General features: G+C 58.0%; 27 protein-coding genes. 15 read left to right on the top strand and 12 right to left on the bottom strand.

Going from position 1 to position 25,190, the window contains the following annotated elements; genetic code table 11:
• Window positions 1-6: 6 nt before the first annotated feature.
• Together RI563_RS05855 and RI563_RS05850 are read right to left on the bottom strand one after the other, a co-directional pair.
• Window positions 7-372, bottom strand: a complete 366-nt coding sequence (locus RI563_RS05855; protein WP_310693428.1) for a thioredoxin family protein — start codon at window positions 370-372, stop codon at window positions 7-9.
• 67 nt (window positions 373-439) lie between these two features.
• Window positions 440-922 (bottom strand): CDP-archaeol synthase, encoded by a 483-nt coding sequence (locus RI563_RS05850; protein ID WP_310693427.1) that lies wholly within the window; start codon window positions 920-922, stop codon window positions 440-442.
• Window positions 923-1,068: 146 nt separating this feature from the next.
• Between RI563_RS05850 and RI563_RS05845 the strand changes: the two genes are divergently transcribed.
• Both RI563_RS05845 and RI563_RS05840 read left to right on the top strand, forming a co-directional pair.
• Complete coding sequence (locus RI563_RS05845; protein WP_310693425.1) at window positions 1,069-1,479, top strand: hypothetical protein; 411 nt, start codon at window positions 1,069-1,071, stop codon at window positions 1,477-1,479.
• Between the two features lie 24 nt (window positions 1,480-1,503).
• Complete coding sequence (locus tag RI563_RS05840; protein WP_310693424.1) at window positions 1,504-1,860, top strand: FKBP-type peptidyl-prolyl cis-trans isomerase; 357 nt, start codon at window positions 1,504-1,506, stop codon at window positions 1,858-1,860.
• 195 nt (window positions 1,861-2,055) lie between these two features.
• Here RI563_RS05840 and RI563_RS05835 read toward each other — a convergent pair whose 3' ends face one another.
• A complete protein-coding gene (locus RI563_RS05835; RefSeq protein WP_310693422.1) occupies window positions 2,056-2,520 on the bottom strand; it encodes a hypothetical protein in 465 nt (154 codons plus the stop codon).
• A gap of 194 nt (window positions 2,521-2,714) precedes the next feature.
• Here RI563_RS05835 and RI563_RS05830 point away from each other — a divergent pair, with 194 nt between their 5' ends.
• Both RI563_RS05830 and RI563_RS05825 read left to right on the top strand, forming a co-directional pair.
• A complete protein-coding gene (locus tag RI563_RS05830; protein ID WP_310693421.1) occupies window positions 2,715-2,936 on the top strand; it encodes a DUF2835 family protein in 222 nt (73 codons plus the stop codon).
• A 43-nt stretch (window positions 2,937-2,979) separates the two neighbouring features.
• Complete coding sequence (locus RI563_RS05825; protein WP_310693420.1) at window positions 2,980-4,893, top strand: FAD-dependent oxidoreductase; 1,914 nt, start codon at window positions 2,980-2,982, stop codon at window positions 4,891-4,893.
• A 140-nt stretch (window positions 4,894-5,033) separates the two neighbouring features.
• On the opposite strand, the gene RI563_RS05820 is transcribed toward RI563_RS05825, so the two are convergent.
• Entirely contained in the window at window positions 5,034-6,485 is a 1,452-nt protein-coding gene (locus RI563_RS05820) for an FGGY family carbohydrate kinase (protein ID WP_310693419.1), read from the bottom strand.
• A gap of 103 nt (window positions 6,486-6,588) precedes the next feature.
• Between RI563_RS05820 and RI563_RS05815 the strand changes: the two genes are divergently transcribed.
• On the top strand, window positions 6,589-8,049 hold the full coding sequence (locus RI563_RS05815) for a S41 family peptidase (RefSeq protein ID WP_310693418.1): 1,461 nt from the start codon (window positions 6,589-6,591) through the stop codon (window positions 8,047-8,049).
• A 10-nt stretch (window positions 8,050-8,059) separates the two neighbouring features.
• Here the strand turns inward: RI563_RS05815 and yegQ are convergent, their stop codons facing one another.
• On the bottom strand, window positions 8,060-9,418 hold the full coding sequence (gene yegQ, locus RI563_RS05810; protein ID WP_310693417.1) for a tRNA 5-hydroxyuridine modification protein YegQ: 1,359 nt from the start codon (window positions 9,416-9,418) through the stop codon (window positions 8,060-8,062).
• Between the two features lie 100 nt (window positions 9,419-9,518).
• Here yegQ and RI563_RS05805 point away from each other — a divergent pair, with 100 nt between their 5' ends.
• A complete protein-coding gene (locus RI563_RS05805) occupies window positions 9,519-10,247 on the top strand; it encodes a SprT family zinc-dependent metalloprotease (protein ID WP_310693416.1) in 729 nt (242 codons plus the stop codon).
• An 87-nt stretch (window positions 10,248-10,334) separates the two neighbouring features.
• The gene (locus RI563_RS05800) at window positions 10,335-10,778 is read left to right on the top strand and encodes an Rsd/AlgQ family anti-sigma factor (RefSeq protein WP_310693415.1); all 444 of its coding nucleotides are present in this window, start codon (window positions 10,335-10,337) and stop codon (window positions 10,776-10,778) included.
• 370 nt (window positions 10,779-11,148) lie between these two features.
• Here RI563_RS05800 and RI563_RS05795 read toward each other — a convergent pair whose 3' ends face one another.
• The 3 genes from RI563_RS05795 to RI563_RS05785 form a co-directional block, all read right to left on the bottom strand.
• Window positions 11,149-11,289 (bottom strand): hypothetical protein, encoded by a 141-nt coding sequence (locus RI563_RS05795; RefSeq protein WP_310693414.1) that lies wholly within the window; start codon window positions 11,287-11,289, stop codon window positions 11,149-11,151.
• Between the two features lie 271 nt (window positions 11,290-11,560).
• The gene (locus RI563_RS05790) at window positions 11,561-11,698 is read right to left on the bottom strand and encodes a hypothetical protein (protein ID WP_310693413.1); all 138 of its coding nucleotides are present in this window, start codon (window positions 11,696-11,698) and stop codon (window positions 11,561-11,563) included.
• An 84-nt stretch (window positions 11,699-11,782) separates the two neighbouring features.
• A complete protein-coding gene (locus RI563_RS05785; RefSeq protein WP_310693412.1) occupies window positions 11,783-13,774 on the bottom strand; it encodes a transglycosylase SLT domain-containing protein in 1,992 nt (663 codons plus the stop codon).
• Between the two features lie 272 nt (window positions 13,775-14,046).
• Between RI563_RS05785 and ilvD the strand changes: the two genes are divergently transcribed.
• From ilvD to RI563_RS05770, 3 genes are read left to right on the top strand one after another with little or no spacing between them, the layout of a single operon-like run.
• The gene (ilvD, locus tag RI563_RS05780; protein ID WP_310693411.1) at window positions 14,047-15,726 is read left to right on the top strand and encodes a dihydroxy-acid dehydratase; all 1,680 of its coding nucleotides are present in this window, start codon (window positions 14,047-14,049) and stop codon (window positions 15,724-15,726) included.
• Between the two features lie 27 nt (window positions 15,727-15,753).
• Entirely contained in the window at window positions 15,754-15,972 is a 219-nt protein-coding gene (locus RI563_RS05775; RefSeq protein WP_310693410.1) for a hypothetical protein, read from the top strand.
• A gap of 7 nt (window positions 15,973-15,979) precedes the next feature.
• Window positions 15,980-16,342 (top strand): nucleotide pyrophosphohydrolase, encoded by a 363-nt coding sequence (locus tag RI563_RS05770; RefSeq protein ID WP_310693409.1) that lies wholly within the window; start codon window positions 15,980-15,982, stop codon window positions 16,340-16,342.
• Between the two features lie 278 nt (window positions 16,343-16,620).
• On the opposite strand, the gene gloA is transcribed toward RI563_RS05770, so the two are convergent.
• Window positions 16,621-17,007, bottom strand: a complete 387-nt coding sequence (gene gloA / locus RI563_RS05765; protein WP_310693408.1) for a lactoylglutathione lyase — start codon at window positions 17,005-17,007, stop codon at window positions 16,621-16,623.
• A 107-nt stretch (window positions 17,008-17,114) separates the two neighbouring features.
• Here gloA and RI563_RS05760 point away from each other — a divergent pair, with 107 nt between their 5' ends.
• Complete coding sequence (locus RI563_RS05760; protein WP_310693407.1) at window positions 17,115-18,032, top strand: AEC family transporter; 918 nt, start codon at window positions 17,115-17,117, stop codon at window positions 18,030-18,032.
• Here the strand turns inward: RI563_RS05760 and RI563_RS05755 are convergent.
• Window positions 17,986-18,969, bottom strand: a complete 984-nt coding sequence (locus tag RI563_RS05755) for a lysylphosphatidylglycerol synthase transmembrane domain-containing protein (protein ID WP_310693406.1) — start codon at window positions 18,967-18,969, stop codon at window positions 17,986-17,988. The genes RI563_RS05760 and RI563_RS05755 overlap by 47 nt on opposite strands.
• 192 nt (window positions 18,970-19,161) lie before the next feature.
• Here RI563_RS05755 and RI563_RS05750 point away from each other — a divergent pair, with 192 nt between their 5' ends.
• Window positions 19,162-19,452 carry a hypothetical protein gene (locus tag RI563_RS05750; protein WP_310693405.1) on the top strand — a complete coding sequence of 97 codons (291 nt, stop codon included), beginning with the start codon at window positions 19,162-19,164 and terminating at the stop codon, window positions 19,450-19,452.
• Between the two features lie 34 nt (window positions 19,453-19,486).
• Here RI563_RS05750 and RI563_RS05745 read toward each other — a convergent pair whose 3' ends face one another.
• Both RI563_RS05745 and RI563_RS05740 read right to left on the bottom strand, forming a co-directional pair.
• Window positions 19,487-20,971 (bottom strand): 2Fe-2S iron-sulfur cluster-binding protein, encoded by a 1,485-nt coding sequence (locus RI563_RS05745; RefSeq protein ID WP_310693404.1) that lies wholly within the window; start codon window positions 20,969-20,971, stop codon window positions 19,487-19,489.
• A 15-nt stretch (window positions 20,972-20,986) separates the two neighbouring features.
• Entirely contained in the window at window positions 20,987-21,382 is a 396-nt protein-coding gene (locus tag RI563_RS05740) for a hypothetical protein (RefSeq protein ID WP_310693403.1), read from the bottom strand.
• A gap of 147 nt (window positions 21,383-21,529) precedes the next feature.
• On the opposite strand from RI563_RS05740, the gene RI563_RS05735 reads away from it, so the two are divergent.
• From RI563_RS05735 to fliB, 3 genes are all read left to right on the top strand, one after another.
• Entirely contained in the window at window positions 21,530-22,420 is an 891-nt protein-coding gene (locus RI563_RS05735) for a M15 family metallopeptidase (RefSeq protein ID WP_310693402.1), read from the top strand.
• 56 nt (window positions 22,421-22,476) lie between these two features.
• The gene (locus RI563_RS05730; protein ID WP_310693401.1) at window positions 22,477-23,892 is read left to right on the top strand and encodes a M14 family metallopeptidase; all 1,416 of its coding nucleotides are present in this window, start codon (window positions 22,477-22,479) and stop codon (window positions 23,890-23,892) included.
• A 20-nt stretch (window positions 23,893-23,912) separates the two neighbouring features.
• Window positions 23,913-25,190, top strand: a 1,278-nt coding sequence (gene fliB / locus RI563_RS05725) for a flagellin lysine-N-methylase (RefSeq protein ID WP_310693400.1), incomplete at its 3' end; no start/stop codon positions are given.

The following is a 25,190-nucleotide window of genomic DNA, read 5'->3' as shown; positions in this document are numbered from 1 at the left end:
TCAGCACTATCCTTCAAATCCGGCATGTTGGTCGATGAAGTCGCGGATATAGCCAGCGGTCTGGGCGCCGCTGAAACGGGCCTGTTCCTCGCCGTGGCGAAACAGGATGATGGTGGGGAAGCCGCGAACCTGATAGCGGCCGGCCAGTTTCATGTTATCGCCTTCATCGACTTCGACCTTGCCCAGATGGACCCGGCCCGCATACTCGGCGATGACCTGTTTCAATACCGGCGCGATGCTGATGCAGGGCGGACACCATTCGGCCCACAGGTCGATCAATACCGGCCGCTCATGCGAGGCCGCCAGCACTTTTTGATCGAATTGTTCCAGATCGACGTCGAAAATCGCAGCTTCAGCCTGAGTGTCATTCATCGCGGTGTTGTCATGCCAGTCAAAGAGCGGGGATTATAGGCGAGGGCGGCGGCTCGCGTCACCCGCCTTACCAGGGATGGCGCCGCAGACGCCAGAGATAAAGCACCCGTGACAAGATCCAGTCCAGCACGGTGAAAAGAACGCCAATCAGCAGAATCGATGGCCAGCCAAGCCCCAGCGGGTCGGCGAGGGACATCAGCGGTAGCAGGGCCTCCGGCAATTGATCCAGCAGTGGGGCGGGTGCGCCGCTACGCCATTTCAGACGACGCTTGGTGAAACTGGCGAGCAGATCGCCGAGCATGCTCAGGGCACCGAATACCGCGCCCAGCCACAGGGGATAGCCCGCTAAACCGGCCGCCACGGCGGTGAGTAGTATTGCCGCAACCATGCCGCGCCAGGTTTTATGCGCCCCGAACAGGGGCTCGCCATCGGGGAACCGGTAACCGCCGTCCACTGAGCGGTTCCAGTGACGCACTCCCGGCAACAGACGGGCCAGGATGGGCGCGCCATTGGCCACCAGTAACAGTAACAGGCAAAACAGGATCGTCATGTCACAATGGTAAGGTGTGCGCTGCCTGGCCGCCACTGCGGCGGGCCCATTACAAAAGGCGATTAACTGGCTAGGATCAGAACAGGAGCCGGTTGTGTGGCAACTGCTCAGCGCCGGCCCGCGAGGCAGTCAAGGAGGTGAAGACGATGTCGGATAATCGATGTGCTTTCAGCAGTCCGCTGATCGCCGAACAATATGCCTGTCACTTTGGCGAACAGGTCGTGCGCCGGGGAGGCACCGAGGTTGCCTGTTGTGACCCGGCGGCCTGTTCCCGTTGCGAGGCGGTATTTGAATGGCTTAAACAGGTGAGCCTGCCGGCCTTTGGGGTAGAGGATGACCTGACCAGCATGCCGCACAGTGTGATTCAGAAAATTCAGTTCGGCAGTCTGAACGGTTTGCAGAATCAGCTGGGTATCGAACCCGCGGAACGTGTGGATATTGATCAGCTGCTGAACCACGCTGCCGAACAATACGGGGGGATAGACAGCTTGCCCTATACCGGTTTAGTTGACACCATAACCGCCTATCAACTGAAACGACGACAGCATCGCCGTTAATGGCAATAAATTCAGGAGTACCGCATGGCTTTACCACAGGAACTGCAAGTGATTGATCAAAAAACCGGCGAAGGTGACGAGGCCGTTAAAGGCAAGCTTGTCGTCGTTCACTATCGTGGCTGGTTATATGACGATGATGCCGAGGACAACAAGGGACAGGAATTCGACAGCTCCTACGAGCGCGAACCGTTCACCATCCCGCTGGGCGCCGGTGTGGTGGTCAAGGGCTGGGAAGAAGGCCTGGTTGGCATGAAAACCGGTGGTCAGCGGACTCTGATCATTCCTCCCGAGCTGGCCTATGGCAGCAACGGCGCCGGTGACGTCATCCCGCCTGATACGGCGTTGATCTTCGAAGTTGAACTGCTGCAGGTGCGTGGTTAGGCAAGTAAAACCCAACTCAGAGGCGCGAAGGGATAATTTTGAATGTTGAGTTCTGAATTTTGAATTGCGATACACGTTTAATTAAAAATTCATCATTCACAATTCAACATTATTTCTCGCCCTCTGCGTTAATGCTCTTTATGCAATAAAAAGGGGAACCCATGGGTTCCCCTTTTTTGGTTGGTTGGCGACAGATTATCCGTTGTCGCTTTTGCGCTCGTTGGCCACGTTGACTTTCAGTTCACGGCCGTAGAACTCGGTGCCGTTGAGCGCCTTGATGGCGTTGCGGGCATCCTTGCGTTTCATTTCGACAAAGCCGAAACCGCGTGGACGACGGGTGGCGCGATCGGTCATCAGGCGCACGGCATGAACCTCGCCATAATCTTCAAACAGCTTGCGCAGGGCATTGGGTGAGGCTTTGAAGGCCAGATTGCCGACAAAAATGGATTCTACCTCGGTGTTGGTAGCCGGATGAATCCGGGTATGGCTGAGCAAGGCACCAAGCAGGGCGCCGGCCAGAATGCCATAGGTGAGCAGATGTTGCCCGGCGACCTGTTCCAGCGCAAGTAACGGAAAGAGGAAATAGGCGACAACGGAGAGGATGACGCTGACAATAACAATTTGGATTACAGTCTTGGGGGTTGGGAATTCAAACTTCATGGCACTCCATCACTGGCTTCTGATTGTTTTAACAGGATTCCGCCACTGCAGAGGCATTGGATTGGCGGAGCACGAGTCTGTTTCTCGCGAAACAGACGGCTATTTTACACTTTTGGGCTGCGCGCGTCTCGGCTGCGGGACAGATACAGGCTTTTCGGGCTATGCTTGGTGCCGGGTTGCAATGAGTGATAAACATGCAGCAGATAACCTTCTGCCTTGATCTCAGCAGGAGCCAGTGCGAGAAGTACTATGCCGGGCGAGTTCGTTATGTGCAGGTACAAAGTGATGATGGTCGGCTGGTGCGCTTTCCCGCCCGGGCCCTGTTGCCCTATATTGGCCACGACGGCGTTTACGGGCGTTTCGTATTACAACTCGATGCCAGCAACCGTTTGATCGCACTGGAGCGACTGGGTTGATGGCATTGCCGGCGGATTGCACGATAACCGGGCAGGAACTCTGATGTCAGACGGCAAGCTGGTCGCACACCGGGGGTATCCCCATCACTATCCCGAGAACAGTCTGGCCGGTATTCAGGCCGCGCTGGCGACCGGTGCCCGCTATGTGGAAGTGGATGTGCAATTGAGTCGCGATGGGGTACCGGTCCTGTTCCATGATCGCGAATTGCTGCGATTGTGCCATCACCCCGGCGCGATTCACGATTACACCTGGTCGCAGTTGCAGGCACTGGATGTTCACGCCACGGGTGACTCGCCCCGCCTGTCACACGCACCGTTAGTGGCCCTGAGCGATCTGGTGGCCATCATCCCGACAATGCCCGGGGTGCGGTTTTTTATCGAGCTCAAGCGCGTGGCGTTCGAACAGATGGGTATCGAGCCTGTTCTGGAGGCGGTATTGCCGATGCTGCAGCCTGTGGCAGAGCAATGTTGTGTGATCTCTTACCAGCTGGATGCGTTAAAGCAGGTGCGTGAACGCACCACGTTGCCCATCGGTGCCGTAATCGATAAGTGGGCAGAGCGCGAGGCTCCGGCCATCGTTGAATTGCACAGCGATTACCTGTTCTGCAATCTCGAATCATTACCCGAACACGGTCCGTTGCAACTGGGGGATACTCAACTGGCGGTGTTTGAAAGCGTGGATCCGCAGCAGGCCCGGCAATTGCTGGCACGCGGGGTGGATCTGGTCGAAACCTTTGCCATCGGCGAGATGCGCCAGGCGCTGGCGCCGGGCGATAGCCAGGGCGTGGATTGCGATGTGCTGATCATCGGTGGCGGGATCCAGGGGGTGGGGGTGGCCCAGGCGGCGGCTGCCTGCGGTTACCGCACGCAGGTGCTGGAGCAGAGCGAGCTGGCGGCCGCTACCTCCAGCCGTTCCAGCAAACTGATCCACGGTGGCCTGCGTTATCTCGAATCGGGCCAGTTCACCCTGGTGCGCAAATCCCTGCAGGAGCGGCGCATCCTGCTCGACATCGCCCCCGAGCTGGTGCGCCTGGTGCCGTTTTATATTCCCGTCTATCGCCATAGTACCCGGGGACCCTGGACCCTGCGGGCCGGCCTGTCACTCTATGCCCTGCTGGGCGGGCTGGATCGCCAGGCACGGTTTCGACGTATATCCCGCACCCGGTGGCCTCAGCTCGATGGCTTGCAACAGCAGTCACTGCGCAGCGTATTTCGCTACTGGGATGCCCAGACCGATGATGCGGCCCTGACCCGGGCGGTGATGGCCTCGGCCCGATCTCTCGGGGCGCAGTTGCATTGTCCCGCGCGGTTTGTGTCGGCACAGGCGGACACCGAACAGGTGACGGTCCACTTTCAACAGGATGGCCAGATGCGGACAATAACCACCCGGGTGCTGATCAATGCGGCCGGGCCGTGGGTGGGCCAGGTACTGGAAGGCATGCACCCGCTGCCGCAACGGCGGGCGTTCGATCTGGTTCAGGGGACCCATATTGTGGTCGCCGACCCGGCCCCGTCAGGGGTGTTTTATGTGGAATCGCCGCAGGACGGGCGGGCCGTGTTTGTCATGCCCTGGCATGGGCGGACCCTGATCGGCACCACCGAAACCGCCTATACGGGGGATCCCGCCGCCGTGGCGCCGCAGGCATCGGAAATCGACTACCTGCGGCGCATTTACCGCCATTACTTTCCCGCCGCCGAGGCCTCCGTGGTCGAGAGCTTCGCAGGCCTGCGGGTATTGCCACACAGCAAATCGAGCCTGTTCGACCGCCCGCGCGACACCCTCATCGATACCTCCCTGCCAAGGGTAGTGAGTCTCTACGGGGGTAAGCTGACCGGCTATCGCGCCACGGCGCAGGCGGTCATGCACACCCTGCGTCGGTGGTTACCCGAACAGGCGCGGTGTCAGGACACAGCACAGCTCCCTCTGGAACAGGTACGAGGGACGAGTGACGAGTGACGAGGCGGGTTTATCGGGACTGACAGCACTCAGTACTCAGGGGTAGGCCGGACATAGCAACGCGGTGTCCGGCAACCCGGGAAATGCCCGATACCGCTGCGCTATATCGGGCCTACCTGACAGGTTTTAGGTTCTAGCCCCTAGCCTTTGTCCAGGGCCTTGTTCATAGCCCGTTGCCAGGCGCGATAACGTTGTTGCAAAGGGGCGTTGCGGGTGGGTTCGAATTCGCGCCCTGGACCGGGTTCCGGCCAGTTGTCCGGTTGTCCGGCGACTAAAAAGGCGCTGCCGCGGGCGGTGGCCTCGCTGTCGGGGGGGCGGTGAACCGGGTGGTCGGTGAGGTCGGCCAGGCGCTGGCAGACGCCATCCAGGCGGGAGAGACCGCCGGTGATTTGCAGTCGCCGGGGGGCCGGGCGATGTCGGGCCATGCGTTGCAGGTTGGTCTGCAGCAAAAAGACGATACTCTCCAGGACGGCCACCGTCTGTTGTGGCAGAGCTCCTTCGCCGATGAAGCGCGATTCAAAATCGGCTCGCCAGTAGGGGGCCGCCAGCCCTGCCACACCGTTGAGAAACAGCGGTACGGCGTCATACTCGCTGTGTAGCCACTCGCCCAGTTGTGCCGGTGTCAGTTCATCCAGTCCATGTTGCTGTGCCAGCCAGTCGAGCGCTGCGCCGGCGCCATTAACGGTACCTTCCAGGACATAACTGGATTGCCGGGGGCTTTGCAGTACCACGCTGCTGAGCAGCCGGTCATCGAACAGCGGCCGGTGGCCGACCGGGCGCGAGACAAAGGCCCCGGTGCCCAGGTTCAGATAGGCGGTGTCTTCGCGCAGCGGGCCATAGGCATACAGGGCGGCGGATTGATCGCCGTTGACCAGTGTCAGGGGCAGCTCAAGCCCGCCAGCCCGCAGCTGGCCATAGTGGTTCAGGTTCGGGACACAGGGGGGCAGCAGTTCCCGGGGGATGCCGAACAGTTCCAGCAGCTCGGGGTGCCAGTCATGATCCTGCAGGGACCATAACTGGGTGCGCGAGGCATTGACCGGATCGGCCTGAAATTCGCCCGCCCGGGTCAGCTGGCCGGCCAGCCAGGCGGCCATGGGGCCGAGGCGCAGGCGGCCCTCGCGTTGCGCCTGCTGGACCGCGGGCAGGTTATCCAGGCACCAGCGCAGTTTGCTGGCGCCATAGTGGGGGGAGAGGGGCAGGCCGGTCAGGGCATGGATCCGGGCGGCCTGCGGTTCAAACTGCTGCAGCCAGTCGGCATTGCGACGATCCTGCCAGCTGATGATCGGACTGAGTGCCGCACCACTGTCATGATCCCAACAGACAATGTTGGAGCGCTGGGTGGCCAGCGCGGCAGCAGTCAGTCGCTGGCGTTGCGCGCCGAGCTGTTGCAGGATGTCATCAAGGCAGGTGCGCAGGGAATCGAGCAGCGCTTCGGCCGGGTATTCAATTCGCCCCTGTGCGCTCTGTTCGGCTACCAGTGGCTGGCGGGCGTGACATTGCTGCCGGCCGCGGGCGTCGAATACCAGGGCACGACTGGCGTGACCGCCCTGATCCAGGCAGAGATAGAGCGGGTCGTTGATGCTGGCACTCATGGGGATTCTGACACTCCGGTTGACCCTCGGGGCAGGCCCGGGGTGACGTTCTACGGACGAGGGATTGTGCTAGGCTAGCGGTTTTTCAGGGAGAGTGCACGGCGTGATAAAGCGGGAACATGGACAATGGCGAGCGCTGATCCCGGCGCTGTTGATGGCCGCCTGGCTCGGCGCCTGCGCGCAGGCGCCAACGCCGCCGACGCCGGAGGCGACGCCGGCATCGGCGCCGGCCGAGCCGGCGTTGCGTCTCGATCCGCAACTGGGTATTGCTACTCGCCTGGCGGAGGCGACGCTGACGCGCATCGCACGCCAGCACGTCACGCCAATCCCGACCGAGGTCCTTTATGCCCGTTTCACCGAACGGCTCGCGGCACAGCTGAGCGCGGGCCCGTGGCGTGAACCGCGGCCGTCACTGCGAGAGGCGAGCCTGGCCGAGGTGATCGATACCCTGCACCGGAGCCATCCGGATCGGCCGATCCTGCCGGCGGTGGAGGCGGCGCTCTCCAGGCTGCTGCGCGCGCTGGATGATGGCAGTCTCTATTTCGATCGTCGCCAGTTCGGGTTGTTGCAGCGTCCGTCTGAAGAGCGTGCCGGGATCGGTGTGTTGACCGGGCATCGCGATCAACAGGTGGTGATTCGCGAAGTGCTGGGCGGCTCGCCGGCCGATCGGGCGGGGCTCGGGCCGGGTGACGAACTGATCGCCATCGACGGGGAGCCGGTGGCCGGGCAATCCCGGGATCAGGTGATGACCCGGCTGCTCGGACGCCCCGGTTCCGGCCTGGCGTTACGCATTCGCTTTGCCGAGGGCGATACACGCGAGATCGACCTGCGCCGTGAATTTGTGGATCTGCCCCTTGTGGAGGGGCGCTGGCTGCCCGGCGCGATCGCCCATGTGCGTTTGCGTGCCCTGTCCGATACCACGGTGGCGCAATTTAATGAAACGTTTCTGGGCCTGATTCGTAAACAGCGGGCGCCACGGGCCCTGATTCTCGATTTACGCGATAACCACGGCGGTGTGCTTGAGGCCGCCGTACAACTGGCGGATCTGTTCGTGGCCGAGGGGACCCTGTTGAGCCTGCGCGGGCGAGTGGAATCGGAGCAGACCCGGTATATGGCGCAACCGCGCTCGAAAATTCTCGAACAGGATCTGCCCCTGGTGGTACTGATCAATGGCGAGACGACCGCCGGCGCCGAGAGTATCGCCGCGGCCTTGCAGGATCACCGCCGGGCGTTATTGATCGGGCAGCGTAGTCGCGGTGCGGGCCGGCTTTATTCCGTCTTCAAGCTGCCCGACCAGCGCGGTCTCAAGCTCGCCATCGGCCATCTGTATCGTCCCGCCGGTGGCGCGATTGCGCCGAACGGGGTGGTGCCGGACATCTGTGTGTCAAACGGAGAGGCCTTCATCAGCGATCGCGCCGGTAACCCGGAGTGTCCGCGGGAGGCGGGGCCAATCACGGTGGGCAAGAAGGACCCGGTTCTGAACCGGGCAGCGCGGATTGTGGCTGACAAACCGTTATATCGGGATTTGCTCGAAGGGCGGCTCGAGGCGCTGCCCACCCCCTGAGACCGCTGTTTCAGGCGGCGTTGTTGAAGCGGGCCAGCAGGGCCTTGTGGTAATTGCCCGCCGGCAGGGCGATGCGCACCTGATAGCCACCGCCGGGGGCCTCGTCCATCGGCTCGCCCTTGAGGCTTTCCATGTATTCCAGAGTCAGGCTGCGGTTGCCGTCGGGGGCAATCACCTCCAGCCGGTCGCCGCGGCCGAACTTGTTTTTCACCTCCACGCTGGCCAGGCCCCGCTCGGCATCGAAGTCGGTGATCTCGCCGACAAAACGTTGCTGCTCGCTGGTCGAATAACCCGACAGGTAATTCTGATAGGCCTGATCCGGGTGACGCACATAAAAGCCATCGGTATAACCTCGATTGGCCAGCCCCTCAAGTTTGCCGTAGAGACTGGGATCGAAGGGGCGTCCGGCGATGGCGTCGTCGATCGCCTGGCGATAGAGCTGGGCGGTGCGTGCCACGTAGTAATGGGATTTGGTGCGCCCCTCCACTTTGAACGAATCGATGCCGATCTTCGTCAGCCGCTCGATGTGCTGGATGGCGCGCAGATCCTTCGAGTTCATAATATAGGTGCCGTGTTCGTCTTCCAGGATCGGCATCAGCTCGCCGGGGCGGTTGCCCTCCTCGATCAGATAGGCGCGATCGGCCAGCGGATGGCGCTCGACCTTCTCTTCAGGAAACAGCTCCGGGTCGTTGATCGCCGCCATGGCATCGAACTCGATCTTCTGGATATCCCCGCTGACATCCTCCTCGGCGTTATGCATGCCGTAACTCCAGCGACAGGAGTTGGTGCAGGTGCCCTGATTGGGATCGCGGTGGTTGAAATACCCGGAGAGCAGACAGCGGCCGGAGTAGGCGATGCACAGGGCGCCGTGCACGAACACTTCCAGCTCCATATCCGGGCATTGCTGGCGAATCTCCTCGATCTCGTTAATCGACAGCTCGCGTGAGAGAATGATGCGCGACAGGCCCAGCGATTGCCAGAACTTCACTGCCGCGTAGTTAACCGTATTCGCCTGCACCGACAGGTGCACCGGGACCTCGGGCCAGCGCTCGCGCACCATCATGATGAGACCGGGATCGGCCATGATCAGTGCGTCCGGCCCCAGCTCGATGACCGGCTCCATGTCCTTGAGATAGGTTTTGATCTTGCTGTTGTGCGGCATGAGGTTGCTGGCGACAAAAAATTTCTTGCCCTGGGCATGGGCCTCGCCAATGCCGGTGGCCAGATTCTGCAACGTGAAGTCGTTGTTACGTACCCGCAGGCTGTAGCGTGGCTGGCCGGCATAGACCGCGTCGGCGCCAAACGCGAAAGCGTAGCGCATGTTGCGCAGGGTACCGGCGGGCAGGAGCAGTTCGGGGTGTGCTGGCATGATGTTGCTTCCGCAGAAAATGAAAAACCGTGTATGAGGGTCAATTATAACCGATTCAATGGCATACAATGGTGCGAAAATCATGGGGATTGAACAATCGATGACGGAATCGGCAACCGTGCCGTTTACATACCGGGTGCGGGTCAACCGCCGCGCCCGGCGCGCCAGGATCAGCGTCGAGGCGCACGGGGAGGTGGTCGTGGTCTTGCCGCGGGCGCTGGCCGAGCGCGAGATTCAGCAACTGGTGAGCCAGCATCAGGCGTGGGTCTGTGCCCGGCTGGCGGAGCTTCAGACGCGCCTCGCGCAACTGCCCGGGCAGCTCGGGCTGCAGCCGCAAACCATTCATCTGGAGGCCGTTGGGCAACACTGGGTCGTTGAATACGGGGTGTTGTCGGGGCCGCGTCGCTGGCGCGAGCGGGAGAACCCGCGCCGTTTACAGCTGCGTGCCGGGGCCGAGGAGGCGGCGGCCCGCGAGGCCTTGCAGGGCTGGCTTCAGCAGCAGGCCAAACAGATTCTCTCGCCCTGGTTACAGGAACTGGCTGAACGGCTCGGGTTGATCTGCACGGGCGTGACCGTGCGCGCCCAGAAAACCCGCTGGGGTAGCTGCTCGGCCAGCGGGCGCATTAATCTCAATCGCAATCTGCTGTTTCTGCCGCCGTCGCTGGTGGAGTACCTGCTGGTGCATGAGCTGTGTCATCTGCGCGAGCCGAATCACTCGCCGCGTTACTGGCAACAGGTGGAAAAGGTGTTGCCCGATTATCGTCAGCGGGATCGGGCGCTGCGTGCAGCGGTGGATCAGGTCCCGCTGTGGGCCCGGCCGGGTGCCTGAGGTGCCCTGGTGGTCCAATTCACACTTGAACCGGATTCTGGCAAAGGGCATATTAACTGACACATTTGCATGGATAAGGCTCAAACGGTGAACGTTGAACAACTCGAAGAACGCCGTCAAACGGTGCGCAACAAGTTCCATACGCTGCTGGAGACCCGCACCGAAACCCTCGCCCTGTTCAGTTCGCTGATTGGTATGCGGCCGTTCAAGCCGGAAAACGATTTGCAAATGGTATTGCAGGAGTTTTGCGAGTCGCTGGTGGATTACTCCGCCAGTGCTCACTTCCAGCTCTATTCCTATATTGAATCCGATCAGGAGCGCCGTACCACGGTTCTCGAGCTGGCCGAGCAGTATTATCCCCGCATCGCGGAAACCACCCGCCTGATTCTTGAATTCAACGAAAAATACGAATCCGAGGAGCGCAGCGGGGATCTGGCCAATCTGGATCGGGATCTGACCGTGCTGGGCGAGGCGCTGGCCGAGCGGATTCAGTACGAGGACAAGATTATCCGCGCCATGTCGACGCGCTGATTCAATCCGGGCAAGCCGCCGCCTGGAAAATGTCTTTCCCTGTTTTTTCAGTGCCGGTCGGTGTTTCGGAGGTTATGTCCATTTGGGATTGATCTCTCGCAGAGACGCCAGGACGCAGAGAAATCTGATATTGCTCATTCTCAGCGCGCTCTGCGTCTCTGCGAGAGTATTCTTGCCTGTAGAGTGCATCTGCATCCCCTCTCCCTGGCATCGCCCATTCCGGGTGCGTTCATCCTATGACCCCCTTTGCGGTAGTCGTTGATTCGCAGGCGGAGGGGGCAAATGCAAAAGGCCGATATGTGCTGCATATCGGCCTTTGCGTAATAGGCTGGGACATCCCTGTCCCAAGGGGTAAAACGTCAGGCCTGTTTCAGGCCACCAGCCCGAGCAGCCGTTCGGAAGCCCGGGTATAGATCGTTTGTTGTTTTTCCTGTTCCGAGGCCAGCGCCAGGACGGCTTCTTCCAGGCTCAGCTCTTCCACCTCGTACAGCGGGATAGTCTCTTCATGCATGGTCTTTCCTCCCAAGTACTATCATAGGGATAGTTTACATACTTAAAGTAAAATATCAAGTATATCTTTTAAGTTATTGATATTTATTGGGAGGAGGTCGGTGTCAGGGGGCCGATCCGCAGAAACGGCCTGTGACCGCTCGAACCGGCCAGACCGGCCGAGATTCAAGATATACCTGTATTTAGAAAAAATATCAAGAGTTAGCAATAACTCAATGAATTATATCGAGTTATTGCCTTTTTGAGGACGGCCCGTCGCCGTCGCTGACAGGTTACTGGCGGGAGGTGTTTCGGGTCTCGGCGAGGTAGTTGCGCAGGTGTTCGGTGCGGCCAATCTGATGACCGATATAATAGCCCAGTCGAAAGGTAAGCAGGGCGACCAGGCCCAGCAGCAAAATCGTCTCGAACATGGTATCTCCCCTTGCCGTTCTCTCTCAGGACCTATCGGCGTAGCCGCCGCCGGCTTGAAGGGAAAAACGTGACCGGTGTCCGGATCAGGAATCGCGCCTGGCCGGGGCCGTTTTGGAGAGTGTCACATCGGGGTCGGCGGAAATGGGCGGCATCCGTTCGAGCATCGGCGCCGGCTGGCGGCCCAGGCGCTGTTCGTAGATGATGGTGTAGGTGAGGACCCGCTGCAGGTATTTGCGGGTTTCGCCGAAGGGGACCGACTCGATCCAGAGATCGGACGGCTGCACCTGGCCCTCGGGCAGCCAGCGGCGCACGTTGCGCCCGCCGGCATTGTAGGCGGCGGTGGCCAGCACCGGATGGCCATGAAAGCGATCCTTGACCTTGCGCAGATACCGAACGCCCAGGGTAATGTTGTTATTCACATCGAGAATGTCCCGCTGTCCGCGCATTGGCATGCGCAGGGTCCGGGCGACACTGCGAGCGGTGCGCGGCAACAGCTGCATCAGGCCCAGGGCACCGGCATGGGAGCGGGCGTCGCGGGTAAAGGCGCTTTCCTGGCGAATGACCGCAAACGCCCAGGCCGGATCGATCTGCTGATCGCGGGCCTGGTTCAGAACGGTTTGCTGATGCGCGAGCGGAAACCGCATTTCCAGATCATCCCAGTAACGGGCCCGGGCCAGGGTCATGATGACCCGATCGTGCCAGCCCCATTCCTCGGCCAGTTTGGCGGCGCGCAGCAGCTGGTCCTCGTTCAGCCTGGGCAGCAGGTGGTTCCACTCGCGGCGGGCATCGGCTACCCGGCCCAGGGCGTAGAGTTCGGCCGCCCGTTGCAGAGCCGGGATGTCGTGCAGGGGGCGCAGGTCGTCCTGGCCGAACAGCAATGGCCGGTGGTCGAAATGATAGGGAATGCCGCCCCGGTCGGCGGCCATAAAGCCGTAATAACTGCGATCCCCGGCACTGAGCTGATACAGGGAGCGGGCCTCCGTGGTGCGTCCCAGCTCCTCCAGGGAACGGGCGCGCCAGTAACGCCAGCGCGGCGAATGGGCCGCGGCGGGCGGTAACTGGTTCAGCCAGTCGAGCGCCGCCGACCAGTCACGATCCTGCAGGGCCGAGAGAATATGGGCGGTTTTGACTTCGGTACGCTCGTTGCCCAGGTTCAGTTGGGCCAGCCATTGGGCGGCTTGCGGATCGTCGCTGCGCACCAGCGCCAGCGACAGCCGCCGTTCGATCCGTTCCTGTTCCTGATCACTGAATTGATAATCCGGTTTGAGTTCCTGCCAGTAGCGGGCGGCGCGGACCGGGTCGCGACCGGCCAGTCGGCGCAGGCCATAGACTGTGATCCAGCGCAAAACAGGTTGCTCGACATCGTTAAAGTGATTGGTCACTTCGTGTAAGTACTCCGGATTACGGCGAATCTTCGACCAGATATTGACCCAGAAGCGTTGCGACTCGGGCAGGTAATCGGCCAGGAACAGGGCCAGGCGAATCTGGCCGGCGCCAATCGCCAGCTGGATGCGTTGCCAGACCAGATCGTTGCTGAGTCGACCGGCGTTGCGCCACGCTTCGATCGCCGGATCGCAGGCCGAAGGCAGGGAGTGGCCGGTCAGCCAGAGGTTTTCCATCGCCGCGTGGGCCCGTTGCGCCTGATCGACCTGATAGAGTGCCCGGGTGTAGTGACAGCGCAGGGTTTTATCGTTGGTGATCTGGTAATTGTCCACCAGCTGTTGCCAGCGGCCGTGGCGCGCCAGGCGGTATAACCAGCGCTGATGCAGCAACCCGGCGATCGGGGTGTCGCCATAATTGCGGACGAAATCGCGGACTTCTTCCGGTTTGGCGTGTGACAGGCGACGACGCAGATCGCCGTATTCGAGATAGGGATAGAGCGGATAGTCCTGCAGCTTCTCGGCGAGATTCCGGTAACGGTCCCGGTTTCCGGCTTCCAGTGCCTGCAGCGCCTCCTGGAACTGGTAACGCTGCGGCAAACGGTCGTCGTCGGGCAGGGCCTGAACCCCGCCCAGCAGGCCGAACCCCAGTAACAGGGTGAAAATGCGCTGACCGATTCTCCGTGTACACGCCATGCTGAGGCCTCTGTTATTAAACCTGTTTCAAGCTTTTGGGGCTAAGTATTTGTAAACACAGTGTATGGCACGGTTGGCAGTTTGGCTATCCCGGCTGACGATCTCATCAGGGTTTGTATCGACCCGTGGCCCGCCGGGTTGATGGTTTTTTACCGGATTTGTGTCCCATGTCCGTCGGCATGCCGGATTCGTCGTGGCCGTGCGGATTGTTTTATACTGCGTGCCCCGCGCTGTTGTAGCCCGGGTTTTCGTTCAGGTTCAGGAGCCTTTGCATGTCAGAAAAGTTGAATAAACACAGTTCCCGTATCACCCAGCCCAAGTCCCAGGGTGCCTCGCAGGCCATGCTCTATGGTACCGGCCTGACCCGTGAAGACATGGACAAGGCCGAGGTCGGCATCTCCAGCGTCTGGTGGGAAGGCAACACCTGCAACATGCATCTCAACGATCTGGCTGCCAAGGTTAAAGAAGGCGTCGAAGCCGCCGGTCTGGTCGGTATGCGTTTCAATACCATCGGTGTGTCGGACGGTATCTCCATGGGGACCGATGGCATGAGTTATTCGCTGCAATCGCGCGACATCATTGCCGATTCCGTCGAAACCGTGATGAACGCCCAGTGGTATGACGCGAATATCTCCCTGCCAGGCTGCGACAAGAACATGCCCGGCGTACTTATCGCCATGGGGCGAATCAATCGTCCGTCGCTGATGGTCTACGGCGGTACCATCAAGCCGGGCCACTGGCATGACAAGACGCTGGATATCGTCTCGGCATTTCAAAGTTACGGGGAGTTCATTAGCGGTCGCATTGATGAGCAAGAACGCGAAGGGGTGGTTGAACATGCCTGTCCGGGGCCGGGCTCTTGCGGCGGGATGTATACCGCCAACACCATGGCTTCGGCCATCGAGGCACTGGGTATGAGTCTGCCCTACAGCTCGTCGATTCCCGCCGTGGATCCGGGCAAGCTGGATGAATGTCTGCAGGCCGGTCATGCGATCCGCCATCTGCTGGAACAGGACATCAAACCGAGCGATATCATGACCCGCGAGGCGTTCGAGAACGCCATCGTGATGGTGATGGCGCTGGGCGGCTCGACCAACGCGGTGCTGCATCTGCTCGCCATGGCGCGCGCGGTGGATGTGCCGTTGACCATCGACGATTTTCAGACCATCAGCGACAAGATCCCGTTCCTCGCCGATCTCAAACCCAGCGGCAAATACGTGATGGAAGATCTGCACAACGCCGGCGGCACGCCGGCCGTAATGAAATACCTGCTCGAACACGATCTGCTCAATGGCGAGTGTTTGACCGTGACCGGCAAGACGATGACCGAAAACCTGACCGAACTTCCTGCTCTCAAGGACGGTCAGGAGGTCTTCATGCCGCTCGACAAGCCGATCAAGGCCAGCGGGCATATACAGATTCTCAAGGGCAACCTGGCGCCGGGTGGTTCGGTGGCGAAGATCACCGGCAAGGAAGGGCTGCGCTTTTCCGGTCCGGCCCGGGTCTATGATCGCGAGGAGTCGATGCTGGCCGGGCTGGAGAATAACGAGATCCAGAAAGGGGATGTGGTGGTTATCCGTTACGAAGGTCCCAAAGGCGGCCCGGGCATGCCGGAAATGTTGACCCCGACCTCGGCCATTATGGGTGCCGGGCTGGGTGGCGATGTGGCACTGATCACCGACGGTCGTTTTTCCGGTGGTTCACACGGTTTTATCATCGGTCACGTGGTGCCCGAGGCCCAGGAAGGCGGCCCGCTCGGCTTGATTGAAAACGGCGATGTGATCACCATTGATGCCGAAACCCGTCGCCTGGATGTGGATGTCTCCGATGAGGAGATGGAACGCCGGCGCAAGAGCTGGGTAATGCCGCCCTATATCGCGCAGCGCGGTACCCTGTTCAAGTATGTCAAGACCGTCAAGGATGCTTCACACGGTTGCGTTACCGATGAGTGAACAACCGCTCAACAAAGGGTAAATAGTATGTCATTGACTGAAGATCCGGTGGTGGGCAACTGGTACACCACGCGCGAGGGTGAGTTGTTGCGCGTACGCCTGGCCGTCTATCGCCATGAATACCTGTCGGCGTTATTGCTGGAGTATCTCGATGGCCATCGGCAGATCATCGCCATTGGCGACTGGTATTGCATGGAACTGCATCGCGATATGCCAAGTGTCACCCAGCGTCATGTCAGCACCTGAGTTGCCAATGAGTGATACCGGCTTACAGGAACTCAAACTGCAACTCAAAGCGTTCGCCGAGGAACGTGACTGGGAGCAATTTCATTCGCCCAAGAACCTGGCCATGGCGCTGATCGTCGAAGCCGCCGAACTGGTGGAACACTTCCAGTGGTTGAAACAATCCGAGAGTGAGAATCTGCCGCCGGAAAAACACCAGGAAGTTGCCTACGAGATGGCCGATATTCTGGTCTATCTGTTACGTCTGGCCGAACGGCTGGATATCGACTTGCTGGATGTCGTGCAGCAGAAAATGAAAATCACCGCCGACAAATATCCCGCCGACCAGGTGCGCGGCAGTCACAAGAAATATACCGAATATAAAACGAAATAGTTTCTGTTGAGCGTTCTTGTGGGTCTCTCGCAGAGGCGCCGAAGCGCAATGAAATAAAATCGTTCTCTGCGCCTTGGCGTCTCTGCGAGAGTAAGATTAGTTTTCTTGCCGATCAGTTCGATCGGATAGCCGTCCGGGTTTTCGATGAAAGCAATGATGGTAGTACCGAATACAAAACGAAATAGTTTCTGTTGAGCACTTTTATGAGGCTCTCGCAGAGGCGCAATGAAATAAAAAGCGATCTCTGCGTCCTGGCGCCTTTGCGAGAGTTATTCAGTTCAGCTTTTCTTACCGATCAATTCGATCGGATAGCCGTCCGGATCTTCGACGAAGGCGATGATGGTGGTGCCGGCGTTCATGGGGCCGGCGTCGCGCAGGATCTTGCCGCCGCGCTGGCGGATGTCGTCGGTGGCCTGGTAGACATCGTCCACTTCCAGCGCAATATGACCATAACCGTCGCCCAGATCGTATTTGTCCGTATCCCAGTTACAGGTCAGTTCGATCACCGCGCCCTCGGACTCGGGCTGGTAACCGACAAAGGCCAGGGTGAACTCGCCTTCTGGATAATCTTTTTGCCGCAGCAGTTTCATTCCCAGCACATTGGTATAAAAATCGATCGAACGTTGCAAATCGCCAACGCGCAACATGGTATGCAAAATTCGCATGCAGTCTCTCCTCAACAAACTTTCAAAAAAGTATAACATGGAGCCTGTTAGCCTGTGCCAGACTGTCGCGGCGGCGATGCCGCTCCATTTAAAGGTGATGCAAACGCATGGTTAATATCCTGTTCTCAATGATGGTTATCATCGCCTGCGGTGCCTTGTGGCGCTATTTTGCCCCCGGCGGGGTGGATGGCGACAAGGCGCGTCAGGTTATTACCGGTCTGGTTTACAACCTGCTGCTGCCGGCGCTGATTTTGTCCATTTTGTGGCAGGCGCCGCTGGGGATCTCCTCGATCAAAATCAGCGCGCTGGCTTCTCTGGGTATTCTGGCAGGGCTGCTGTTCGCGTGGCTGGCCTGTCGGGGTTGCGGAATGCCGCGTCCGGTCACCGGCGCGGTCATGCTGGCCGCGGCGTTTCCCAATGCCAACTATCTCGGCCTGCCGGTCCTGGTTTCGGTGTTTGGTGAATGGTCCGCCAGTATTGCCATCCAGTACGATCTGTTCGCCTCGACACCGTTACTGTTCACGCTCGGGATTTTGCTGGCCCAGCAATTCGGGCAGGTTGCCTCCCGGGAGTCCATCGGGCATCGCCTGTTGCGGATTCCGCCCCTGTGGGCCGCCTTGCTGGCCGTGGTACTGAACCTGACGGGGGTTCCCGTTCCCGAGTTGCTGCAAAATACCCTGTCGCTACTGGGCGAGAGTGTGATTCCATTGATGTTGCTGGTACTGGGGATGAGTCTGCGCTGGGAAGTGTTGCGCTGGCAGCGTCTGCCGTCGGTGATTGTGGTGGTGATCAGTCAGTTAATCATTATGCCGCTGGTAGTGTGGGGCGGCGCCGGCGTGCTGAATCTTGATGCCCGCCTGCTGGCGCCGGTGGTGCTGGAGGCGGCCATGCCCAGCATGGTGATCGGCGTGGTCATCTGCGATCGCTACGGCCTGGATACCACGGTGTATGCCGCGGCCGTGACGGTGAGTACTCTGCTCAGTCTGCTTTCCCTGCCTCTGTGGTATGGCTGGTTGCCGGTTTGATGCAGGCCTCTTCATCGGGCGCAGGAATACCGCGCCATGCCAGCAGGGCATTGGCAAGCAGTCCCACCGCGACAGCAAACCACAACGTCGTGATACGATTGATAATTGGTAGACTGAAGGCCATCTCGCGCTCGACCCCATGGGCCAGTAATAACAGTGCCATTACCCCTTCGGTGGCGCCGATACCTCCGGGAATAAAGGAGAGGGCGCCGGCCAGCAGGCTCAGAGCGTAGATTCCCAGTGCCGCGTTGATTGACAAAGTGGTGCCACTGATCTGCAGCAGATAATAAAACGCCAGGCCCTGAACCAGCCAGGCCAGCGCCCCGAGTAACAGTCCCGGGTAGAGTCGACGCAGTAAAAGTAACTGGTGTGCCTGTTGCAGCAAAGTGGCGGTCTGCGTGAGCAACGTCGCCAGACGCGTGTTGGCCAGCTTTTGTGCCAGAGAGCGAAACAGTCGCAATGGCAGAGTGCTTTGCAGCAGGGGTAACAGAAGCAGCAGGGTAATCAGAACCAGAATAACAAACAGCTGGTAATCGCGATGGGAGACGAAAATCAGCGTGGCCAGCAAGGTGATGATGACCACATCCAGAAAACGTTCAACAAAAAAACAGGCCAGACTGTCGGTATAGGAAACGCTATGGCGTTTCAGATAGAAGGAACGGATGGTTTCGCCCGCTTTGCCCGGCGTGGTTGTCAGGGCGAAGCCGGACAGGTAATAAGCCAGATGCCGCAGGCCGGGCAGTCGATGTTGCAGGGTGCGCAGATAAAAGGCCCAGCGCGCAAAGCGTAGCAGGTAGTTGGCCAACGAGCAGGCCAGCAGGATCGCCGCGCCACTGACTCCCAGCTGGTTGATGAGATGCCTCAACGTCGGCAGGCCGCCGATCAGGGCAAAACCCAGATACACTCCCGCAGCCAGGACTAGTGAAATCGCCAGCAAGCGCAAACGATGTTGATTGAGTGTGAACAGAGCGGACTCCGGGGTAAAGGCCAGATAACCGGGCTATTCTAGAACAGGGGGCAAGATGGCGGCCAGTGGCGCCGGTTTTTGTCGCCGCTGCTGGAACTCCCGGGGGGATGTTGTGATATTCTAGGCGCTATTATTCGGCAGACGAACGACGAGGAACCCGCCATGTCGGCAGAAATTGATGAATTGACCGTGGATTATCATGAAGATGGTAATCTGGTCTCAAAGCAACTGGACAAGGTGATTCTGACCAAGGGCGCCTGGTCGACCATTATATTCCGTTACCAGGATATGGATCGTAAAACCGGTGAATTTGGTCCCGACAAGTTTACCATCCGCCGTTACCAGAAACGTAACGGTCAGTATCAGCAAAAATCCAAGTTCAACATCTCCAGTCGGGATCAGGCCCAGAAGATTATCGACGCCCTGCAGACCTGGCTCAAGGATTCAGATTAACCCGGGTTATCCCGGGTTTCCTGTTATCTATTCCCTATTCCGGGAATTCTTCAGTAAACATCATCTTCTTTGGCAGACCGTGCGCGGTAAAATGCTGCCGCGCGGTTTCGACCAGCTCTTTCGGGCCACAGAAATAGACCGCATGTTCGGATAAATCCGGATAGTCCGTATCGATTTGCTTGAGTCGCTCCTGCCACTGGTCGTGGTTTCCTGCGTCTTTGAGTGACCAGGCTGTATAGTGAAAATGATCAAACGCATCCATCCAGGCGCGACAGAGATTGTGCTGGTAATGGGAACGGTGACCGGTGGTAATCCAGTAAAGATGCACATGCTCGGCCAGATCCAGTGTCAGGGCATGTTCGATCAAACTCTTGACCGGGGCAAAGCCGCTATCCACGGCAAAAAAGAGGAGCGGCTTGTCGAGTTCCCGGTGTAATACAAAATGACCTTGTGGACCGGTGATCTCAATCGCATCATTGGGCCTTGCCTGCTCAAAGATGTACCCGGCGAAAGGCGTGTCATCACGACTAACATGAAACTGCAGGCTGCGATCGTCACACGGGCAACTGGCAATGTGATAGCGGTCACTTTCCCCTGCCTCGTTGCTCAGGCGGGCCTTCTGGCCTGAAAGAAAACGCAGACGCTGGCGGCGTACTGTATTGAGATGCAGGATCGCCAGTTCATCGGATATGTGAGTGATCTTATTGATATAGGCAGGCACAGTCTGTGTCTCGATATCTTCTTCATCGAGGGCTTCTTCGCCGGCCAGGACAATATCGGTAACGGCGGTGTTGGAACAGGTCAGCAGGTAACCCTGGTTCTGTTCCGCTTCGCTGAGTGTGTACTCATGATCGTGGATTTTGCGTACTTCACCGGAAATAAGACGGGCCTTGCATTTGCCACAGTTGCCGTTGCTGCAGCCGTAGTTGAGAGCAACCCCGGCACTGAGTGCCGCATCCAGAATGGAGTTGTTACCTTCGACAAAAAATTCATGTCCGCTTGGCATGATATGAACCTGGGCAAGAATCACCCGCAGCAGGGTATCCTGCGTCAATAGCTGGGCCGGGTTCGGGTTTTCAGCGGCTTCGGCCAGAGAGCTGTCCAGCCAATGGGTTAATTGTTGCAGTTCCTCCTGCGGTGCCGGCTGCTGCTGAAGTTCATCCAGACGCTGCCGGGTTTCTTCCAGTAATTGCTGGAACCGTTCCGAGGTGTAACGGGCGGCCGCCAGTTCCTTGCTCAGCTGGGAGACGCGGGCGGCCAGGGTTCCCAGATCGGGGGTGAGCAACTTGCGCAGCTTGTCGCCACGGGCGCGTTGCAGGGCATTGTCGATAATATGCTCGATCTTCTCGAGCATGGTGTTGTCTTCCACTTCGATATTGGGGTAGGCCTGGTTCAGATCGTCCAGTCGGACCATGCCTTCAAAACTGGGCAGGTCGCCATCCTGGATCTGTTTTTGCAAGGTGCCACGTGAGACACCGACCAGGCGCGCCGCGCGAGAAACTGTCAGCAGTCGATCCATCTTGCAGCCGTCTGTTTAGTCGGAAAAATAGACCGGTGGACCGAATTCATGGCGGCCCAGCCGGAGCCTTTTGTAATTATGGATCATGATCAGGGTTTTGAGTATTGCCGGTTCATCAAATTGTGGCACATTTAATGCGACAACAATCGGAACGCATTCGCCCTGTGCCGGGTGAATATGGATATACTGGCGAAATGCATCGGTAGTTGCGGGGTTTTCTGCGCGAGCCTGCTCATATTCATGATGCAGAGTCCGTAAATCGGCATCCCAGATAATTTCCCGGCCTTCGAACTGACCGGGGAAACGGATCCGGGCTCGCGGCTGGTCGATCGGGGAAAGCGCCAGATAACGACGTCCCTGTTGTGCCAGTTGCTGGCGCAGCTCACGGAGCCCGACAGGTGCCTCATCCATGGGTTATGACTCTGAAATATTAAAAAAACAGGTTCTGTGGTCGCTAAAACAGCATTATATTGGGCAAGTCCGGTCTCTGTCACGCCGGCCAGGTAGCTGCCTGATGGCAATGTATATCATTGACACTGTGAGTTTAACTATAAAACCATGAATCTGCATCGACGTAAATTCCTTTCTGTTCTCTCGGCAACCGGTCTGATTCTGGGCGGCTGTCGCACAGCCTATAAACCATCAGGCCAGGCCGGTCCTGTCGAGGTGGCCGAATCCGGAAATGAGGTGTTTACCTACAGCAATCCGCTGGCGGGCCTGGATGATGAGGCGATACGCGATCAGCTGGAACAGGCGGTGAAACCGGCACCGGTTAAACCAACAGACGTACAGCTTGATGCCGGTCAGATGTCGCTGCTGAAGCAAAGTGTGGCGCATCTGGAAAAAGTCCAGAAACTGGTGGGCCATGGCAATTTTGCCTTGCTGGGATTTGATCAGATGTTGCGTTATGCACGTAACTATCCGGCAGTAGGCGAGTTCAGCCCGGCGGAACTGGAATTCTTTGAGTGGATATTCGAGACAGACGCTCGTCAATACGGTTTCATGGGTGAGAAAGTCATTTCCCGCCTTAATGAAAATATCAAGGATCACGCCACGATAAAGGTGCCATACACCGGAAATTATCTGTATCGGGATGAGTCATTGCATCTTTATCGACGCCTGCAAAAAGATGTAGGCGAGGAACTGGTATTAACCTCCGGAATTCGAGGCGTGGTCAAACAACTGTATCTGTTCCTGGCAAAAGCGGTCGAGACACAAGGTGATCTGGCTTTGGCGTCGCGCTCTCTGGCACCGCCCGGTTACTCCTTTCATGGCATCGGCGATTTCGATGTCGGTAAGCGTAACCTGGGTTACGCCAATTTCACCGCCGAATTTGCCGATACCGATGTCTTTGAGCGGCTGGTTCAACTGGGGTATGTCGATATTCGTTATACCAACGGGAATAAACTGGGGGTTCGTTACGAGCCCTGGCATATCAAGGTCATCTGAGCCGGTGTCCTCTTGATCCGGATGGCGCGATGCTAAATCAACGACAGGCAATAACGATGAAACCAGTCGATAGCGTAGCCGGGAATGGGCGACATTGCCTGATGTGGCTCTATTGCGGACTGATGCTGTGCCTGATGCTCCTGTTTCCATCCGGGGCGATGCTGGCGGCGACGGCGAGTCTCGATTTTACATTGCACAAACAGGGCGCGAGTCCGTCGGCCCCGACATTGCTGATCATCGGAGGTATCCAGGGGGATGAGCCTGGCGGGTTCAATGCGGCGTCCCTGCTGGTGACCGATTATCAAATTGATTATGGCAATGTCTGGGTCGTTCCCAATCTGAATTTTGAGAGTATTGTCCACCGCTCACGCGGGGTGCATGGCGACATGAATCGCAAGTTTCTGGATCTGGCTGAACAGGATCCGGAATATGATACAGTACAGAAAATAAAAAGCATTATTTTGAACAAGCAGGTTGATGTTGTCCTCAATCTGCATGATGGTAGCGGTTACTACCGTCCCCGACATCAGGACTCGCTACATGGGCCGCACCGCTGGGGACAGAGCCTGATTGTTGATCAGGCTGAACTGGATGACGCGCGTTATGGAAACCTGTCTGAAACGGGAGAGCGGGTGATTCGGCGTGTTAATCAGCGGCTGCTTGATTCTGAACACCGCTATCACCTCAAGAACACCCATACCCGCAAAGGCGACAGGGAGATGGAAAAAACCCTGACCTATTTTGCGATACGCAATAAAAAGGCTGCGTTCGGTGTTGAAGCCAGTAAATCACTGAACACGGAATTCCGTGCTTTTTACCACCTGAATGTTATTGAAGCCTTCATGCAGGAAATGGGTATTGAATTTCGACGCGACTTTACACTTGAACCGGCCCATGTCAAACAGGCGATCGAAAAAGAACTGTATCTTGCTATGTTCAATAAACGACTTTTCCTGGATATGACAAATGCCCGGGACTGGCTGCGGTATGTTCCGATGACACCGCGACAACCCATGCAGATTGAAGCCAGCAACCCGCTGCTTGCTGTAGTCGGGTCGGGTCGGCACTACAAGGTGCGTTACGGGAACCGGGGAGTGGCCAATCTGCATCCCGAATTCATGGAATTTGATGACAGCCTGAAGTACATCCCGGTGCTGGTCGATGATCGTTACAAATTGGTCAGGCCGGGTGAGAAAATCATGGTACGTAACAACTTCATGGTGATTCCCCAGACTGAATACCGGGTTAATATTATCGGCTTTGTACACGACGGGGTGGATGACGAGGCCGGAGTGTTCGTTTCTTATGAAAACTTTATGCCACGGTTTTCCATTGATAGACAGGCGAAAAAGTTTCGTGTGGAAGTCTATCGCGGCGATAAATTCAGCGGCATGATTCTCGCTGATTTTACGCAACAATCCTCAGTCGATGCCGGCGTCGATCTGGCATATTATCCACGGCAAGCTGACTGAACCCCGCATGGTATTCATTAATGTCTCTGATTTATAAAACCCAGGACTACTTTCGCGATTTTCAATGCCTCGGAGGGGATTGCCCGGATACCTGTTGTCAGTGCTGGGACATTAAACTGGATCGCCAGCATTATGAATTGTTGCAGGCACGCATGTCCGAGGATCCGAAACAACAATCCCTGTTTGAAACCTATATCCGGGTCAATGACAAACCGGTCCTGGGTGATCATGACTATGCCCACATTAACATGGCCGATAACGGATACTGTCCCATGCTGGCCGATGACGGGTTATGCGATATACACCGGGCACACGGGGTAGAGCCGCTGGGCAATATCTGTACGTTTTTCCCGCGCGTGATCGTGCGTCGGGGCGACAACGTGGAAATGTCGGGGGCGCTTTCCTGTCCAGAGGTGGTTCGGCGTTGCCTGTCTCAGGAGACGCTGCCGTCGCTGGTGCGCTTTAGCCCTGCGGACTTGCCGCGTCCCGAATATCCGATTACACGGGAATTACCGCGCAACAAGTCGGATCATTACGCCCATTATTTTTCACAGGTCAGGGACAGCTTCCTGTCCATCATGGCGTGTGAAGAGGAACCGCTTGCGGTACGTTTGTACGCGCTTGCCAGTGTCGCCAACCGGATATCCCGTTTTTATCACCAGGGCTGTGAAGCGTTTGAAGCGTCATTGCTGGAAAAAGAGCTGCAACGGGCACGTTCCGAAGAGGCTTTTGTTTATTGGGCCAACTATCTGGAGCAATATCAGTCTGACGAACCGATGGCCCTGATCGTGATCCAGTCGATTCTGCAGTTAAAGCAGGAGCAGTTTCCGCAGGAAAAAACCAGTCAACTGGCAAAGCGGATATTCGCTGCCTGGGCGGGTGAAGATGGTCATAGAAACTGGACCGAATTGTTTGCCGAACGTGAGCAGCAGGTTGAGCAGAATTTATCCATGCTGCTTGAACGCTACATAACCCGTTATCTTTATAATTGCCTGTTCCGGGAGTGGTTTTACACCATGCCTGACAGTTTTACCTATATTCAAATGCTGCTGGTGCGTACGGCTATACTGCGTTTCCTGCTGATTGCCGATCCCGAGGTTGCCATACTGCTTGAGGAGTACACCCGGGGGGAACTTGATGAAAAGCAGCTGGAACAACGTTTTTTTGAACTGGCAGTGAATACCACATATCGCTTTTGTCGCGATGTAGATCAGAATCTGCCGTTCCTGCAGGTGTTGTACAACGCCCTTGGGGAGCAGCAGATGATGAACTTCGATTATTCGTTACCGTTTATCAAA

Origin of the sequence: Thiohalophilus sp. (genome assembly GCF_031581315.1) — a bacterium.
GTDB lineage: Bacteria > Pseudomonadota > Gammaproteobacteria > UBA6429 > Thiohalophilaceae > Thiohalophilus.
The sequence above is the reverse complement of the archived record's forward strand: the minus strand, read 5'-3'. Positions and strand labels throughout refer to the sequence as shown.

Bases quoted from the DNA above. Each gene is read 5' to 3' on its own strand.
- RI563_RS05855 (WP_310693428.1), bottom strand. From the start codon at position 372: ATGAATGACACTCAGGCTGAAGCTGCGATTTTCGACGTCGATCTGGAA.
- RI563_RS05850 (WP_310693427.1), bottom strand. From the start codon at position 922: ATGACGATCCTGTTTTGCCTGTTACTGTTACTGGTGGCCAATGGCGCG.
- RI563_RS05845 (WP_310693425.1), top strand. From the start codon at position 1,069: ATGTCGGATAATCGATGTGCTTTCAGCAGTCCGCTGATCGCCGAACAA.
- RI563_RS05840 (WP_310693424.1), top strand. From the start codon at position 1,504: ATGGCTTTACCACAGGAACTGCAAGTGATTGATCAAAAAACCGGCGAA.
- RI563_RS05835 (WP_310693422.1), bottom strand. From the start codon at position 2,520: ATGAAGTTTGAATTCCCAACCCCCAAGACTGTAATCCAAATTGTTATT.
- RI563_RS05830 (WP_310693421.1), top strand. From the start codon at position 2,715: ATGCAGCAGATAACCTTCTGCCTTGATCTCAGCAGGAGCCAGTGCGAG.
- RI563_RS05825 (WP_310693420.1), top strand. From the start codon at position 2,980: ATGTCAGACGGCAAGCTGGTCGCACACCGGGGGTATCCCCATCACTAT.
- RI563_RS05820 (WP_310693419.1), bottom strand. From the start codon at position 6,485: ATGAGTGCCAGCATCAACGACCCGCTCTATCTCTGCCTGGATCAGGGC.
- yegQ (WP_310693417.1), bottom strand. From the start codon at position 9,418: ATGCCAGCACACCCCGAACTGCTCCTGCCCGCCGGTACCCTGCGCAAC.
- RI563_RS05805 (WP_310693416.1), top strand. From the start codon at position 9,519: ATGACGGAATCGGCAACCGTGCCGTTTACATACCGGGTGCGGGTCAAC.
- RI563_RS05795 (WP_310693414.1), bottom strand. From the start codon at position 11,289: ATGCATGAAGAGACTATCCCGCTGTACGAGGTGGAAGAGCTGAGCCTG.
- RI563_RS05790 (WP_310693413.1), bottom strand. From the start codon at position 11,698: ATGTTCGAGACGATTTTGCTGCTGGGCCTGGTCGCCCTGCTTACCTTT.
- RI563_RS05785 (WP_310693412.1), bottom strand. From the start codon at position 13,774: ATGGCGTGTACACGGAGAATCGGTCAGCGCATTTTCACCCTGTTACTG.
- ilvD (WP_310693411.1), top strand. From the start codon at position 14,047: ATGTCAGAAAAGTTGAATAAACACAGTTCCCGTATCACCCAGCCCAAG.
- RI563_RS05775 (WP_310693410.1), top strand. From the start codon at position 15,754: ATGTCATTGACTGAAGATCCGGTGGTGGGCAACTGGTACACCACGCGC.
- RI563_RS05770 (WP_310693409.1), top strand. From the start codon at position 15,980: ATGAGTGATACCGGCTTACAGGAACTCAAACTGCAACTCAAAGCGTTC.
- gloA (WP_310693408.1), bottom strand. From the start codon at position 17,007: ATGCGAATTTTGCATACCATGTTGCGCGTTGGCGATTTGCAACGTTCG.
- RI563_RS05760 (WP_310693407.1), top strand. From the start codon at position 17,115: ATGGTTAATATCCTGTTCTCAATGATGGTTATCATCGCCTGCGGTGCC.
- RI563_RS05750 (WP_310693405.1), top strand. From the start codon at position 19,162: ATGTCGGCAGAAATTGATGAATTGACCGTGGATTATCATGAAGATGGT.
- RI563_RS05745 (WP_310693404.1), bottom strand. From the start codon at position 20,971: ATGGATCGACTGCTGACAGTTTCTCGCGCGGCGCGCCTGGTCGGTGTC.
- RI563_RS05740 (WP_310693403.1), bottom strand. From the start codon at position 21,382: ATGGATGAGGCACCTGTCGGGCTCCGTGAGCTGCGCCAGCAACTGGCA.
- RI563_RS05735 (WP_310693402.1), top strand. From the start codon at position 21,530: ATGAATCTGCATCGACGTAAATTCCTTTCTGTTCTCTCGGCAACCGGT.
- RI563_RS05730 (WP_310693401.1), top strand. From the start codon at position 22,477: ATGAAACCAGTCGATAGCGTAGCCGGGAATGGGCGACATTGCCTGATG.